This window comes from Trinickia sp. EG282A (assembly GCF_040965455.1).
GTDB classification, from domain to species: domain Bacteria; phylum Pseudomonadota; class Gammaproteobacteria; order Burkholderiales; family Burkholderiaceae; genus Trinickia; species Trinickia symbiotica.
This window is the reverse complement of the sequence record NZ_JBFRCC010000002.1, coordinates 158,312-173,229: the sequence shown is the minus strand read 5'-3', so window position 1 is coordinate 173,229 and position 14,918 is coordinate 158,312. Positions and strand designations below refer to the sequence as shown.

Here is a 14,918-nt window from a genome sequence, read left to right as displayed (position 1 = left end):
ATGCGCATCTCGACGGCACAGTTTTACAGCCAGAGCGTCCAGTCGATGGACAATCAGCAAGGCGAGCTCAATCAGCTCTACCAGGAGATTTCGACCGGCAAGTCGCTGCTGACGCCGGCCGACAATCCGGTCGGCGCCGCGCAGGCGGTGCAGCTCACGCTGACGTCGGAGACGCTCACGCAGTACACGACCAATCAGAACTCGGCGCTTTCGGCGCTGCAGCTCGAGGACAAGACGCTCCAGAGCGTGACGAGCGTCATGGCGAGCATCAAATCGCTGATCACGCAGGCGGGCGACGGTTCGCTCACGGACTCGCAGCGAGGGGCGATCGCGAAGACGATGGAGGGCTACCGCAGCCAGCTGCTGTCGCTCGCGAACACGAGCGACAGCAACGGCAGCTACGTCTTCTCGGGCTTTCAGTCGAAGACCGCGCCGTTCTCGAACAACGCGTCGGGCGGCGTGAGCTACCTCGGCGACAACGGCGTGCGCGAAGTGCAGGTGGCGAACACGACGACGATCGCGACGAACGACAGCGGCGCGAACGTCTTCCTGACGGTCCCGGGCCTCGGCACGTCTCCCGTGGCGGCAAGCTCGCCGTCGAACACGGGCAACGGCACCATCACGCAGCAACCGGTCATCACGGACCCGACCGCCGTGTCGAACAGCGACAGTTACACGATCACGATCGGCGGCACCTCGGCGGCGCCGACCTACACGATCGCGGACACCTCGCCGACGGGCGGCACGACGACGACGGGGCCGTTCACTTACACCGCCGGCGCGTCCATCGCGCTCGGCACCGGCATGTCCGTGACGCTTTCGGGCAACCCGAACCCGAGCGACACATTCACCGTGACGCCGTCGACGGCCTCGCAAAACAGCAGCCTCTTCACGACGATCGACTCGATCATCTCCGCGCTGCAGACGCCGACGACCGGCAGCGGGGCGGCGGGAGCGTCGCTGGCGAATGCGTTGTCGGCGGGGACCGTGCGCTTTCAGAACTCGCTGTCGGCCATCAGCGTCGTCCAGGCATCGGTCGGTGGGCGCGAGCAACAGCTCAACGCGCTGCAGACGGTGACGCAGACCAACTCGGTGCAGACGCAGAGCAACCTCTCGAACGTCACCGATATCGACATGACGTCAGTCATCAGCCAGTACGAGCTCCAGCAGACGTCGCTGCAGGCCGCTCAGCAAAGCTTCGTCAAGATTCAGGGGATGTCGCTGTTCCAGTATCTCTGACCCGCACGTCGATACCCGCCGGGCTAGCCCCGGCGTGCCAACCTGAGGAAGGCCCCTTGCTGTGCGAGGGGCTTTTTTTTCAACCGTTCAACGCATCCCCGCCGCGACGCGACCCATCGCCTCGGTGCCGAGATCGAACAGCCTCGCGAAGAACGGGATCATGTTGGGCAGCATCAGTTGCAAGAGCAGCAGGCCCACGAGCAGCGTCACCGAAAAGCCCACCTGAAAGATGCCGATCTGCGGCGCGGCGCGGTTGAGCACGCCGAGCGCGAGGTTCGCGATCAAGAGCGCGACGACGACGGGCAGCGCGAGCAGCAGCCCCGCCGAGAACACCGCGCCGCCCCATTGGACGAGCGCGTTGAATCCGCCTCGGCCGAGCATGTCGGCGCTGACCGGTATCGTCTGGAACGAGGCGGCGAGCGACGTGATCAGTTGCAGGTGGCCGTCGAGCGCCAGGAACGCGAGCATCGCGATGGTGCTCATGTAGCGTGCGACGACTTCGGCCGAGGCGTTCGAGGTCGGATCGAAAAACGTTGCGAACCCGAGCCCCATCTGCAGGCCGACGAGCGTGCCCGCCTGCTCGATGGCCGCGAACGCGAGCTGCATCGTGAGCCCGAGCGCCGCGCCGATCACGAACTGGTTGACGAGAATCCAGATGCCGGTCGCCGAGAACACCGTCGCCTGGGGCAGCGGCGCGAGCGTCGGCGAGACGACGAGTGTCAGGAACGCCGCGAGACCGATCTTGACGCGTGCGGGCACCGACGACTGACTGACGACGGGCGCCGTCCCGATCACGGCCGCGATGCGCGCGAACGGCCAGAGGAACGCTGTCATCCAGACGTTCAACTGCGCATAGGTGACGGTGAACATCGGGTCCGTGGGCGAAGAGGAGCGGGAGAGAAGCGGCGCCGGCCTACCCTGCCATCGAAGGAATGCTCGTCAGCACCTGGCGCATGTAGTCGAGCACGATCGAGAGCATCCACGGCCCCGCGATGACGAGCGTGAGCGCCACGGCGACGAGCTTCGGAATGAAGCTCAGCGTCGCTTCGTTGATCTGCGTCGCGGCTTGAAAGAAGCTCACGAGCAGCCCGACCACGAGCGAGATGACGAGCGGCGGCGCGGTAATCAGCAGCGCGACGTACATCGCCCGATGCGCGAGCGTGAGGACGGATTCCGGCGTCATTCTCTGCGACTCCTGGCGAATTTATGAGGCGAAGCTCTGAGCGAGCGAGCCGATCAGGAGCTGCCATCCGTCGACGAGGACGAACAGCATCAGCTTGAACGGCAGCGAGATCGTGATCGGCGAGACCATCATCATCCCCATCGACATCAGCACGCTCGCTACGACCATGTCGATGATCAGAAACGGGATGAAGATCGTGAAGCCGATTTGAAAGCCGGTCTTCAGCTCGCTCGTGACGAACGCCGGCACGAGCAGTGAAAGCGGCACATCCTCGGGCCCTTGCATCGGCGGCGCGTGCGAGATCCGCGCGAAGAGCGCGAGATCCGATTCGCGCGTCTGGCGCAGCATGAACGTCTTGAACGGCGCCAGGCCGCGCTGCACGGCCACGTCCATCGAGACCGCGCCCTCCGAGAATGGCTTGTAGCCGTCGTTGTACGCCTTGTCGAGGACCGGCGACATCACGAACAGCGTGAGAAAGAGGGCGAGGCCGACGAGCACCTGGTTCGGCGGCGTCGTCGCCGTTCCGAGCGCCTGTCGCAGCAGCGAGAGCACGATCACGATGCGCGTGAAACTCGTCATCATGAGCACCATCGCCGGCAGGAACGACAGCATCGTCAACACGAGCATCGTCTGCACGGTCAGCGAATAGGTCGTGCCGCCGTTCGCGCCCGGTGTCGCCGTGAGGGCGGGCAGGCCGGCCGCCTGTGCGAACGAGGAGGTGGGCGCGAGCGTAAGCGTCAGCGCGATCAGCGCGAAAGTGACGGACGATGCGGCTCGCGCGAGCCGCGCCGCCCGCGCGGTCGAGCACAACGACATTTACTTGCCTCCGCCCGAGGGCAGGAAAAAACGCTTCTTCGTCTCGGCCGCGAGCGCGGCGCGAAAGCGCGAGCTGAATGAGGTAGGAGACGCGGGATGCCCGCCGTCGGGCCCGCCCGAGCCCAATCCGCCGCCCGCGGCATGCGCGGCATCTTTCGAGCCCGCCGGCAGCGTATGGAGCAACCGCACGTTGCCGGGCGCGGCGCCGAGCACGAGCCAGGTGTCACCGATCTCGACGACGGCCACGCGCTCCTTGCCGCCGAGCGAGACGCCGCCGACCGTCCTCACGATGTGGCCGCGCGCTCCCGGCGCGAAGCCGGTGCGCCGCGCGACCCATGCGCAGGCGAGCACCAGGGCCACGACGGCGGCGAGGCCGAACAGCGTCTGCAAAACGGCGCCGATGCCGAGCGACGGCGCAGCGGTGCCGGCCCCGACGGCCGACGCGATGCTCGCGGCGTGATTGACGGCGTTCATGTCGGCGGCGAGCGCACTGCCGGGCAGCGCGAACAACGCGAACAACACGGCCAGCGCGCCGGCCGCGGGCCGACGCAGCACTTCGATCATCGGTTCAGCTTCCGGATGCGTTCGGACGGCGTGATGATGTCGGTGAGCCGGATGCCGAACTTGTCGTTGACGACGACGACTTCGCCCTGCGCGATGAGGCAGCCGTTCACGAGCACGTCCATTGGCTCGCCGGCGAGGCCGTCGAGCTCGACGACGGAACCCTGTGCGAGCTGCAGCAGATTGCGGATCGCGATCTTCGTGCGGCCGAGCTCCACGGTCATCTGGACCGGGATGTCGAGGATCATGTCGATGTCATTGCGCGTCGACGTCGGCGCGACTTTCGAGAGCGGCTGGAACACGCCGGCCGCGGCCGTCGGCGCCTCGTTCGAGTTCTGCTCGGCGAGCGCGCTCGCCCAGTCGTCGAGGCTCGCTTCGTCGCTTGCCGCGGCGGTGGCCTGGGCTTCCATCGCGGCGGCCATCTGGGCTTCGGCCGCGTGGGTGCCTTCGTTGGGCGTGGCGTTGAGGTCACTCATATCCAGCTTCCTTCATCGTATCGGCCGCGCTGATCATCTTTTGCACGCGCAGCGCGTATTGACCATTGAAAATTCCGTAGCCGCATTCCATGACGGGCACGCCATCGACCTTCGCCACGATGTGCTCGGGGATGTTGATCGGCAGCACGTCACCGGCTCGCATGTTGAGGATGTCCTCGAACGTCACGTCGATGGCGGCGAGCTCGGCCGTCAGCTCCACTTCGGCCGCCTGCACTTGCTGCGACAGCACGCGCACCCAGCGCCGGTCGACTTCGAGCGCTTCGCCCTGGATCGGCGAGGAGAGCACGTCGCGAATCGGCTCGATCATCGAGTACGGCATGCAGATATGGAGCGTGCCGCCCGTCGGCCCGAACTCGATCGAGAACTGTGTGACGATGACGATTTCGTTCGGCGTCGCGACGTTGGCGAACTGCGTATGCATCTCCGAGCGCACGAACTCGAACTGCAGCGGCCGCACGCTCTTCCAGGCCGTCGTGTAATGCTCGAAGACGAGGTTCAGCAGCTTGCCGATGATGCGCTGCTCGGTGGCCGTGAAGTCGCGGCCCTCGACGCGCGTATGAAAGCGCCCGTCGCCGCCAAACAGATTGTCGACGACGAAAAAGACGAGGTTCGGATCGAACACGAACAGCGACGTGCCGCGCAACGGCTTCACATGCACGAGATTCAAGTTCGTCGGAATCGGCAGGTTGCGCGTGAACTCGCTGTACTTCTGCACCTTCACGGGCCCGACGGAGATTTCCGCCGTGCGGCGCATGAAGTTGAAGATGCCGATGCGCATGAGACGAGCGAAACGCTCGTTGATGATCTCGAGGCCGGGCATCCGGCCGCGGACGATGCGCTCCTGCGTGGCGATGTTGTAGGGACGTACGCCCGATTTGTCGCCGTGCTCGGCAGCGGAGTCGGACTCGCCCGTAACGCCCTTGAGGAGTGCATCGACTTCCTCTTGGGACATGAACTCTTCGTGGCCCATCGCGCTTGTTCGTCCCTCGTTTGATGAGATCGCTCAGGTGGCGTCGGTTGGTGCCCGGTGTGTCATGTCATGCACCCGGGCGTGGACGCCGCTACTGGACGACGAATTCCGTGAACAGCACTTCCTCGACCTGCACGGGCGGCGCGCCCGCATCGGTCGGTTGCTGCACGAGCGACTGCAACTCTTTCGCGAGCGCGCGCTTGCCGTCGAGCGTCGAGAGATCCTCGGGGTGCTTGTTCGACAGGTCGAGCAGGATCCGGCTGCGCAGCTCGGGCATATGCTCCGTCAGGCGCGCTTGCATCTTTTCGTCGGCGAGCTTGAGCGTCAGGCCTACGCGCAGGTAATGCTGGCCGTCGTCGGAGAGCAGGTTCACCGTCATCGGCTCGAGGGCGAAGAAGACGGGCGGCGCGGGCGGAGGCGGCGGCGCCGGCTTGCCCGGGGCGCTCTTCGCCAAAAAGAAGTACATGCCGCCCGCCGCCGCGCCGGCCGCGACGAGAGCGATCAGGATGATCAGCACGATGCGCTTAACCTTGCCCGTGGTGGCGGGCGGGGCGACGTTCTGCTGAGTGGCTGCGGTCGTGGTGGCCATGAAAATGCGTTGCGTGTGAGCGGTAGGATGGATTGTTGGCCAAACGGGGCGCCAACGATAAGCCGAAAAGAAGGGACATTCGACGCCATCTCGTCCGTTTGGCGCGGGCGGGCGAGCGGATCGCGCCCGCGTTGACGTCGGCCGCCGGCGGCGCGCCCAAATGCGACTTTCTCAGAGGTGCGACGCCGACGGGCGCGTTCAGGGCGCGCCGCTCATGCTGATTGCCTCAGCGGCGACACGCCCCGATGCATCGTCGATGCTTCAAGCGAACGTGTCGACGAGGCCCGTCGTGCGGCGCGTGGGTAGCGTGCTCGTCGTGGTGACGGTGCCGTCGATCGCATCGTCGGCGCCCGCGCGCCGCGAGCCGTTCCGGCCTCCGCCGCCCGATTGATATTGCTGGTTCGCCTGGCGCGCGGAGCCGTCGCTGACGCTTGCGCTGCCGAGGCTCAAGCCGCCCGATTCGAGGGCGTCGCGCAGCTTCGGCAACGCCGCTTCGACGGCTTCGCGCACTTGCTGATGCTGCGAGACGAAGAGCGCGTGCGCATGGTTGTCGGCCACTTGCAGCACGACCTGCAGCGGGCCGAGCTCGGGCGGGTTGAGCGTGAGCTCGGCGCTTTGCTGATGCGCGTTCGACAGGAAAACGACCTTCTGGGAGAACGCGTCTTCCCACTCGTCCGTGCCGACGGTCGGCGCAAGCGAGGCGGCGCTTGCTGCCGCGCTGGCCGTCGTCGTCGCGCCGGCCGCGCTCGAGGCCTGAGCGGTCTGTGCGGCCTGCGCGGCCTGTGCCGTCTGGGCGTCCGTCAATGCGGCATGGGCCGCGTCGGCGACGCCCTTCAGCGCCGCGGCGTCCTGCGAATCGCCGCCGCTCGCCGCCACTGCTTGCGCGGCCGTCGAAGCGGCCGTGCCGTCTTGCGAGACGGTCGCGCCTTGCACTGCCTTCGCCGCTTCCGGCGTGCCCATCGCCGGCGCGCCATTGGCATTCTTGCCTTGGCCCGTGAGCGAAGCGAGCGCCTTCGAGGCCAGCGGGGAAGCGCCGACGCCCGTCGTCGAGCCGCCGCTGCCGCCGAGCATATGCGTGCCCGTGCTTGCTGCCGACGATCCGCTCGAGGTGGCGGCCATGCCGGCCGCGGTGGCCTGCGTGCCCATCTGCGCGGCGAGCGCGGCTTCGATCGCGTCGCGCACCGACTTCGGCGCCGTGCTTGCCGGCTTCGCGTTGCCCGTCGCCGTCACGCCGGCGAGAGCGGGGTCGCCGCCGTCGGAGCTTGACGACGTGCCGGCGTCCGTTTGCGTGCCGCCTTGTCCGGCGACATTGGCGGCCTGTGCCTGCGCCTGCGCTTGCGCTTGCGCGGCGGCGGCTGCCGCGACCGCCGCGGCGGCTTGGCTTGCCGCGTCGGCACCGGCGTTTTGGGCAGCGCTCGTCTGCCCGTCGCTCGATTTGCCGTTCGTCCCCTTGCCGGTGCCGCTTGCGCCGTTCGCGCCGTTTCCGCTCGCCTGAGTCGAGCCTTGCGCCGATGCGGAGCCGTCGCTGGCGCTCGTGCTGGCCGTGCTCGAGTTATCGCTCGAGCTGCTCGACGCGTTCGTGCTGCCCGCGTTGCTTGAACTGCTAGCACTGCTCGAACCGCTCGAGCTGCTCGAGCTGCTCGAGCTGCTCGATGCGGCCTGCGTGGACGACGAGGCATCCGACGAAGCGCCGGAACCGGCGTTGCTCGACCCGCTGCTTGGCGGTTGCGCCGCAGCCTGCTGCTGAGCGTCGATGCTTTGCTGCAAGGTTTGCGCGAACGACGTGCCGCCGGACGCGCTCGAGCTCGCCGAGCCATCGGCCGCGCTCGCCGGCGTGCCGGCGCCGACGCCCGTGAGCGAACCGAGGAGAGAAAAGAGCGACATGGGAAAAGTCCTCTGAAAGTCAGTTCAGCTGATCGCGGCGCTCCATGCGCAGCATTTTCGCGGCATGCTCGTCCGCTTCGCGCTGCTCGCGCCGCGCGGCGACGCGCGCCTCGGCGGCTTCGCCGCGCGCGGCCAGCACCTCGTACGAGCCGAGCTTGCGCTTCTGACGCTGCCACTCGGGCTTGGCCGCCTCGACGCGCGAGGTGGCCGCCGCGAGCAGGCGCCGCTGTTGCTCGATGGCGCCGTCGAGTGTGTCGATGAACGCCTGGAAGTTGCGCCAGTTGCCGGCCGGCATGCCCGATTGCGCCGCCGTCGAAAAGCTCGCGTGGTATTCGTCGCGATAGCGGATCAGCGCTTCCAGCTGCGCTTCGACATCGGCCCGTTCGCGCTGGACGCGACCGAGCTGCCGCGCGGCCGCGTCGACATCGTCCTGGGCCAGATCGATCAGCGTCTTGATCGGAAAATCGTTCGTCATCGCCGGACTCCTGGGTCTGCCTCGTTACTCGAACAACGCGCCGAGCAATTCGAGGCTCGGCGCGAACGGCGCACATTCGCGATAGCCTTGCTGCAGGAACGCTTCCATTCGCGGGTAGAGCGCGATGGCACGGTCGAGCAGCGCGTCGCGCCCGCTCGAATACGCGCCGACGTTGATCAGGTCGCGGTTGCGCTGGTAGCGCGAGAGCAACTGCTTGAACATGCGCACGCGCTCGAGATGTCTGTCGTCGATGAGTGCGGTCATCGCGCGGCTGATCGACGCTTCGATGTCGATGGCCGGATAGTGCCCCGACTCCGCGAGCGCGCGCGAAAGCACGATATGGCCGTCGAGAATCGCGCGGGCCGCGTCGGCGATCGGATCCTGCTGATCGTCGCCTTCGGTCAGCACCGTGTAGAACGCCGTGATCGAGCCGCCGCCCGCCGGGCCGTTGCCCGTGCGCTCGACGAGCGCCGGCAGCTTGGCGAACACCGAGGGCGGATAGCCCTTCGTCGCGGGTGGCTCGCCGATCGCGAGCGCGATTTCGCGCTGGGCCATCGCGTAGCGCGTGAGCGAATCCATCAGCAGCAGCACATGCTTGCCCTGATCGCGGAAGTATTCGGCGAGCGAGGTCGCGTAAGCGGCACCCTGCATGCGCAAGAGCGGCGAGACATCGGCGGGGGCCGCGACGACGACCGAGCGCGCCAGGCCGTCGCTGCCGAGGATCTGCTCGATGAATTCCTTCACTTCGCGCCCGCGCTCGCCGATGAGACCGATCACGATGACCTCGGCGCTCGTATAGCGCGCCATCGTGCCGAGCAGCACCGATTTGCCGACGCCCGAGCCCGCGAAGAGGCCCATGCGCTGGCCGCGCCCGACCGTCAGCAGCGCGTTGATCGCGCGCACGCCGACGTCGAGCACCTGCTGGATCGGCTCGCGCTGGAGCGGATTGATCGAAGGCGAGGAGAGCGGCGCATCGGCGCCGGCGTCGAGCTCGCCGAAGCCGTCGAGCGGCCGTCCCGACGCATCGACGACGCGCCCGAGCATGCCCCAGCCGACCGGCAGGCGCTTCACACCGGCGAGCGGATCGGCGACGGGCGCGCTCTCGCGCGGAAAGACGCGTGCACCGGGCAACAGGCCGGCGACTTCGGTCGTCGGCATCAGGAAGAGCCGGTCGGCGGCGAAGCCGACCACTTCGGCCTCGGCCATCGGCAGCGAACTGCCGGACGGCAGCTCGATCATGCATTCGGCGCCGACGCCGAGGCGCAAGCCCACGGCTTCGAGCACGAGGCCCGCCGCGCGCGTGAGGCGCCCGCACGACGAGAGCGGGCGCGCGAGCGCATTGCGCTCGCCGGCCGCGTTGAGCCGCGCGCGCCAGGCGGCGAGATGCGGATTGCCGGCGAGCGCCGGATCGGGAGCGGAAAGCGGCATGCGCAGCGACGGCGCGGCGGTTCGGGCCGTCACCATTGGCTCACCTTGCCGAGCGCGCCCGCCACGCGCTCCCAGCGTGTGGCGACGCTCGCGTCGATCTCGCCGCTCGCGGCTTGCGCGCGGCAGCCGCCGCGCTCGATGGCCGGGTCCGTGCGCACTTGCCAGCCGAGCGATTCGAGCTCTTCTTTCAGATAGGCTTCGACGACCGGCAAATCGGCCGGATGGACAATCAGTTGGGGCGAGCCGGTGAGGGCCGGCTCGGCGGCGAGCACCTCGCGCGCGCAGGCGACGAGCGCCGCCGGGTCATGCGCGATGTGCTGGCGGACGACTTGTTGAGCGATGTCGAGCGCGAGCGCGACGAGCGATTCGGCGAGCTCGCTTTGCACGCCCTCGAGCGCCGACTTGAAAACGCCTGCGAGCGCGCTGATCCGCGCGGCCTCGGCGAGCGCTTCTTGCTGGCCTTTTTCGAAGCCTTGGGCGTGACCCTGGTCGAAGCCGGCCTGATAGCCGAGCGCCTGACCGGCGACGTGTCCCGACGCGAACCCCTGCTCGTGTGCCGCTTCGCGCAGCCGCTGCAGCTCCGCCTCGAGCGCGCTTTCGGCGGCCGGGTCGGGCGGCGGGGGCGGATCGAACGAGGCCATCTCCCAGCGCTGGTACGCCGAGAGCTGACCTTTGTCCGAGCCGCGCGAATCAGACATAGGCATCTTCCGCCTTTCCGCCGATCACGATCTGCCCGCTCTCGGCGAGGTTGCGCACGATCTGGAGGATGCGCCGCTGCTGGGTCTCGACTTCGGACACGCGCACCGGCCCGCGTGCGTCGAGATCTTCGGCGAGCAGTTCGGCCGCGCGCTGCGACATGTTCGAGAGGAACTTCTGCCGCAGCGCGGGCTGCGCGCCCTTCAGCGAGATGATGAGCGCCTCCGACTCGACTTCCTTGAGCAGGAGCTGGATCGCGCGGTCTTCGAGGTCGAGCAGGTTTTCGAAGACGAACATCTGGTCGATGATCTTTTGCGCGAGCTCGGCGTCGTATTGCTTGATGTTCTCGAGCACCGTCTCTTCGTGAGAGCTCGACATGAAGTTGAGGATTTCCGCCGCCGTGCGCACGCCGCCCATCGGGCTGCGTTTCAGGTTGTCGCTGCCCGAGAGCAGACCCGTCAGCACGTCGTCGAGCTCGCGCAGCGCGGCCGGCTGAATACCGTCGAGCGTCGCGATCCGGAGGAGCACGTCGTTGCGCAGCCGGTCGGTGAAACAGGCGACGATTTCGGAAGCCTGATCGCGATCGAGGTGGACGAGGATCGTCGCGATGATCTGCGGATGCTCGTTCTTGATGAGCTCGGCGACGGCCGGCGAATCCATCCATTTGAGGCCTTCGATGCCGCTCGTGTCGCCGCCTTGCAGAATGCGGTCGATGAGCGCGCCGGCCTTGTCCTCGCCGAGCGCCTTCGTCAGGACCGAGCGGATGTACTCGCTCGAATCGAGCGACATCGCCGTGTGCTGCTCCGCCTCTTTGACGAAGTCCTGCAACACGTTCTCGACCTCTTCGCGCGTCACGTTCTTGAGCGCGGCCATCGCCGCGCCGATCTTCTGCACCTCGCGCGGCCCGAGGAACTTGAATACCTGCGCCGCTTCTTCCTCGCCGAGCGACATCAGCAGCAGCGCGCTTTTGGTGACCCCTTCAGCGCTCATCGGACACCCAATTCTTGACGACGGTGGCTACGATCTTCGGATCCTGGCGCGCGATCGTGCGCGCGTAGTCGAGATTCCGCTCGAATTTCTGTTTCTCGCTCTCGAACGCGAGCAGGTTGATCTCTCTGTCGCTGTCATGCTCGAGCGCCGTCGTGACGGGCGAAGAGTTCGCCGGCGAGCCGTCGAGCAGCACGGGCTCATCGGGCGAGCCGACGTTCGGGCGCGCCGCCTCGGTCGCCGCTTGCGGCGGCGGGAACGCGCGGCGCAGCACCGGCCGAACCATCATGAAATAGAGGACGAGGGCGACGATGCCGATGCCGATCCACTTGGCCGCCTGCATCGCGAGCGAGATCACATCGGGCTGGCGCCACCACGGCAGGTTTGCGAGCGGATCGACCTCCGTCTCGAATGCGCTGTTGACGATGTTGACCGAGTCGCCGCGCTTCGCGTCGTAGCCCATCGCGTCCTTCACGAGCTGCTCGACTTTCGCGAGCTGATCGGCGGCGAGCGGCTGCATCGTCACGTGACCTTTGGCATCGACCACGCGCTGATAGTTGATGACGACCGCCGCCGAGATCCGGCGGATCCCGCCCATCGGCTGCTCCGTATGCGAGACCCGCTTGTCGAGCTCGTAGTTCGTCGTCGCGTCCTTATGCTCGCTGATCGGCGTCGTGGCGGCCGTCGTCGCGCTGGTCCCGCTGGCCGCGACGATCGGCGCCGAGGCCGGCTGCGGCGGCGTGTTCGACAGCGCGCCCGGCACGCCCGAGGCGCCCGTTTGCCCCATCTCCGTCGACAAGCTCGTCTGCTGGCTGCGGATCGCCGCCTGCTGCGGGTTGCCGTTCGGACCGTAGCTCTCGGCCGTCTGCTCACTCTGCGCGAAGTCGATGTCGGCGCTGACCTGCGAGTGAGCATTGCCGGCGCCGAAGAGCGGGGCGAGGATCGCATCGATGCGGCGCTGCGTGTTGCGCTCGACCTGCTGCACGTACTTGAGCTGACTCGCATCGAGGCCCGAGCCCGTCGCCGGCTGCGTGAGCAGGTTGCCGTCCTGATCGATGACGGTCACGTTCTTGAACGGCAGGTCGGGCACGCTCGACGCCACCATGTGCGTGATCGCGGCGACCTGTCCTTCGTCGAGCGCGCGGCCCGGAAAGAGATTGACGAGCACCGACGCCGTCGGCGCTTCCTTCTCGCGCACGAAGACCGTCGGCTTCGGAATCGCGAGGTGCACGCGCGCGCGGCGGACCACCGAGATCGACTCGATCGTCCGCTCGAGCTCGCCTTCGAGCGCGCGCTGGTAGTTGATCTGCTCGGCGAACTGGCTGATGCCGAACCGCTCGTTGTCCATCAGCTCCATGCCGACGGAGCCGCTCTTCGGCAGCCCTTGCGAGGCGAGGCGCATGCGCACTTCGGCTACCTGATCGGACGGCACGAGAATCGCGGAACCGTTTTCGGAGAGCTTGTAAGGCACATTGGCCTGTTGGAGCGCGGTAATGATCGCGCCGCCGTCCTGATCCGACAAGTTGCTGTAGAGAACGCGGTAATCGGGGGCCCGGCTCCAGAGGACGAGGGCGGCCACGACGGCGACGAATACGGCCACGGCGACGATCAGCGCCGCGCGCGGGTTGCCGCGCACTTGCGAGAGCGACGACAGGCGCTGGGCGAAGCCGCCGAAATCGGCCGCCCCCGCGCCGGCGCCGCCGGCGCCTGCCACGGCGCCCGCGGCCGGCGCGCCCGGCTGCGCGCCGGCCGCGAGGCCCATGCGGGCGTCGGGGTTGATCAAAGAGTTGGCCTGCGAATCCATGCGTCGGGGTTCTCCGGGATGCGGGGGTGTCCGTCCGGTGCGGGTGCAGGACTACGTGAAACGTAGGCCAAGCCGGCACGGGCAGACACTTTCACGAGGGGGATTATCCATGCCGGGCTGACAAGCCATCAGTCGAATAGAACCGGGTTTACCCCCCAGTTTCGCAAGTTTGGGAAAGGCGGCATTGCTATGCTTATCGTCCATAACCGCTATCACGGTCACGGATGGGCGAGGCGGCCAAAGCGCCAGGCCCGGACAACAGAGCAGAGGGAGAAACGATGACAGTGCCAGTCAACCCGCTCACATCCGCGCTGCAGCAGATGCAGGCGATGGCGGCCGAGGCCGCCGGCGGCTCGAAGGCGTCCGCGCTCGGCGAGCAGGCGGGCGCGGCCAATGCCGGCAGCTTCGCCGCCGCGCTCAAAAGCTCGCTCGACAAGATCAGCTCCGACCAGAAAAAGGCCGACAACGAGTGGAAGGCCTTCGAAGTCGGCGCTTCGAACGTCTCGCTCAACGACGTGATGGTCGACATGCAAAAGGCTGGCATCGGCTTCCAGTTCGGCCTGCAGGTCCGCAACCGGCTCGTCACGGCTTACAACGAGATCATGCAGATGTCGATCTGATCGCGTCTCGCCGGCCAGGCTCCGCTCGGCGGCTCGCTGACGGCAGCCGCCCCCATGATGATTTTCCCCCGGGCAGGGAGTCGCGAAAGCGGGTTCCCTTCGTGCGTATTTCATCAGAAGATTAAGTGCAGCTTTCAAAATGTCATTTTTTGAAAGGTCATTTGCCCAAATTGCGCGTTATTACGACTAAAGCTTTCCTTTTGCGATCCGATAACCGCCTTATAAGCGAGGCATGTCCGGCGAGGCATGCCCGGGGCTGGCGCGGCCCCATGCTCGGCCTGCGGCGTGCGCGCGCCGCGGCGGGCAGGTCGCGCCTGGCGTTCACCACTGCGAACCATTGAAGAAGAAGGAGAAGCGCCGATGTTTTCCCAAGGCAACGCTGGAGCAAGCGCTTACGCGCGCGTCGGCGTCGAGACAGGGGTGATGGGCGCGGATCCGCATCGGCTGATCCTCATGCTTTACCAAGGGGCGCGCCAGGCGATCGCGCAGGCTCGCATGCATCTTCAGCAGGGCAATATCGGCCCGCGCGGTGAAGCGATCAGCAAGGCGATGAACATCATCGCCGGCGGCCTGCAGGCATCGTTGAAGAAGGACGTGGGCGGCGACCTCGCACTTCGGCTCGACGCGCTCTACAACTACATGGTTCGCCGCCTGCTCGACGCCAACCTGGAGCAAAGCGAGGCGATCCTCATCGAAGTCGATCGGTTGCTCGCGACGTTGGAGGAAGCCTGGATCGGCATCAGCGATCAAGTGGCAAAAAGAGCAGCGCAGGGAGCGCCGGACGCACAACGATGAACGCCAAAGCTGACTATTTCGCCCGCTACGAGGCGATTGCGGCCATTTCAGCACGCATGCTGACGGCGGCGCGCAAGTCGCTGTGGGACGAGCTTACCGAGCTGCAAGACGAGTATCGGGTGCTCGTCGACGCGCTTTGCGCGATCGACGCGGACGTCTCGCTCAACGAGAGCGAAAGGCTGCGCAAGTACGACCTCATCCGCCAGATTCTCGCCGACGATGCCGCCATTCGCGATCTCGCCAACCCGAGCATGGCGCGCCTGCAGGTTTTTTTTTCGGCGCCGCGTCCCGCTCACGTGTTGAAGGGGTTGTTCCGCGCGGGATAGCCGCGCCGTATCAGACGCCGCCAGCCGTCACTCCCTGCGCACGCCGGT

17 protein-coding genes are annotated in these 14,918 nt (G+C 67.0%); 4 read left to right on the top strand and 13 right to left on the bottom strand.

Going from position 1 to position 14,918, the window contains the following annotated elements; genetic code table 11:
- Positions 1-1,239: a flagellar hook-associated protein FlgL gene (gene flgL, locus AB4Y31_RS08675; RefSeq protein WP_368673602.1), complete on the top strand. Its 1,239-nt coding sequence runs from the start codon at positions 1-3 to the stop codon at positions 1,237-1,239.
- Between the two features lie 87 nt (positions 1,240-1,326).
- On the opposite strand, the gene fliR is transcribed toward flgL, so the two are convergent.
- The 13 genes from fliR to fliF form a co-directional block, all read right to left on the bottom strand.
- Positions 1,327-2,109: a flagellar biosynthetic protein FliR gene (gene fliR / locus AB4Y31_RS08670; RefSeq protein WP_368673601.1), complete on the bottom strand. Its 783-nt coding sequence runs from the start codon at positions 2,107-2,109 to the stop codon at positions 1,327-1,329.
- Between the two features lie 43 nt (positions 2,110-2,152).
- Entirely contained in the window at positions 2,153-2,422 is a 270-nt protein-coding gene (gene fliQ, locus AB4Y31_RS08665; RefSeq protein ID WP_018442641.1) for a flagellar biosynthesis protein FliQ, read from the bottom strand.
- Positions 2,423-2,443: 21 nt separating this feature from the next.
- The gene (gene fliP, locus AB4Y31_RS08660) at positions 2,444-3,238 is read right to left on the bottom strand and encodes a flagellar type III secretion system pore protein FliP (RefSeq protein ID WP_018442642.1); all 795 of its coding nucleotides are present in this window, start codon (positions 3,236-3,238) and stop codon (positions 2,444-2,446) included.
- On the bottom strand, positions 3,239-3,802 hold the full coding sequence (gene fliO, locus AB4Y31_RS08655; protein WP_368673600.1) for a flagellar biosynthetic protein FliO: 564 nt from the start codon (positions 3,800-3,802) through the stop codon (positions 3,239-3,241).
- The gene (gene fliN / locus AB4Y31_RS08650; RefSeq protein WP_368673599.1) at positions 3,799-4,275 is read right to left on the bottom strand and encodes a flagellar motor switch protein FliN; all 477 of its coding nucleotides are present in this window, start codon (positions 4,273-4,275) and stop codon (positions 3,799-3,801) included. Before fliN ends, fliO begins: the two co-directional genes overlap by 4 nt.
- Positions 4,268-5,266, bottom strand: coding sequence for a flagellar motor switch protein FliM (gene fliM, locus AB4Y31_RS08645; RefSeq protein ID WP_018442645.1), 999 nt, complete (start codon positions 5,264-5,266; stop codon positions 4,268-4,270). The genes fliN and fliM overlap by 8 nt, the downstream gene beginning before the upstream one ends.
- Positions 5,267-5,357: 91 nt before the next feature.
- Positions 5,358-5,855, bottom strand: a complete 498-nt coding sequence (gene fliL, locus AB4Y31_RS08640) for a flagellar basal body-associated protein FliL (RefSeq protein WP_368673598.1) — start codon at positions 5,853-5,855, stop codon at positions 5,358-5,360.
- A 261-nt stretch (positions 5,856-6,116) separates the two neighbouring features.
- A complete protein-coding gene (locus tag AB4Y31_RS08635) occupies positions 6,117-7,739 on the bottom strand; it encodes a flagellar hook-length control protein FliK (protein WP_368673597.1) in 1,623 nt (540 codons plus the stop codon).
- Between the two features lie 19 nt (positions 7,740-7,758).
- Complete coding sequence (gene fliJ, locus AB4Y31_RS08630) at positions 7,759-8,214, bottom strand: flagellar export protein FliJ (protein ID WP_018442648.1); 456 nt, start codon at positions 8,212-8,214, stop codon at positions 7,759-7,761.
- Between the two features lie 24 nt (positions 8,215-8,238).
- On the bottom strand, positions 8,239-9,642 hold the full coding sequence (fliI, locus tag AB4Y31_RS08625) for a flagellar protein export ATPase FliI (protein WP_368674458.1): 1,404 nt from the start codon (positions 9,640-9,642) through the stop codon (positions 8,239-8,241).
- 29 nt (positions 9,643-9,671) lie between these two features.
- Positions 9,672-10,346 carry a flagellar assembly protein FliH gene (gene fliH / locus AB4Y31_RS08620; protein WP_368673596.1) on the bottom strand — a complete coding sequence of 225 codons (675 nt, stop codon included), beginning with the start codon at positions 10,344-10,346 and terminating at the stop codon, positions 9,672-9,674.
- Entirely contained in the window at positions 10,333-11,328 is a 996-nt protein-coding gene (fliG, locus tag AB4Y31_RS08615; RefSeq protein ID WP_018442651.1) for a flagellar motor switch protein FliG, read from the bottom strand. Before fliG ends, fliH begins: the two co-directional genes overlap by 14 nt.
- The gene (fliF, locus tag AB4Y31_RS08610; RefSeq protein WP_368673595.1) at positions 11,318-13,129 is read right to left on the bottom strand and encodes a flagellar basal-body MS-ring/collar protein FliF; all 1,812 of its coding nucleotides are present in this window, start codon (positions 13,127-13,129) and stop codon (positions 11,318-11,320) included. The genes fliG and fliF overlap by 11 nt, the downstream gene beginning before the upstream one ends.
- A 278-nt stretch (positions 13,130-13,407) precedes the next feature.
- Between fliF and fliE the strand changes: the two genes are divergently transcribed.
- The 3 genes from fliE (at position 13,408) to AB4Y31_RS08595 (ending at position 14,870) form a co-directional block, all read left to right on the top strand.
- Positions 13,408-13,749 carry a flagellar hook-basal body complex protein FliE gene (gene fliE, locus AB4Y31_RS08605; RefSeq protein WP_026230036.1) on the top strand — a complete coding sequence of 114 codons (342 nt, stop codon included), beginning with the start codon at positions 13,408-13,410 and terminating at the stop codon, positions 13,747-13,749.
- Between the two features lie 360 nt (positions 13,750-14,109).
- The gene (fliS, locus tag AB4Y31_RS08600) at positions 14,110-14,544 is read left to right on the top strand and encodes a flagellar export chaperone FliS (protein ID WP_018442654.1); all 435 of its coding nucleotides are present in this window, start codon (positions 14,110-14,112) and stop codon (positions 14,542-14,544) included.
- Positions 14,541-14,870 carry a flagellar protein FliT gene (locus tag AB4Y31_RS08595; protein ID WP_018442655.1) on the top strand — a complete coding sequence of 110 codons (330 nt, stop codon included), beginning with the start codon at positions 14,541-14,543 and terminating at the stop codon, positions 14,868-14,870. The genes fliS and AB4Y31_RS08595 overlap by 4 nt, the downstream gene beginning before the upstream one ends.
- Positions 14,871-14,918 lie beyond the last annotated feature (48 nt).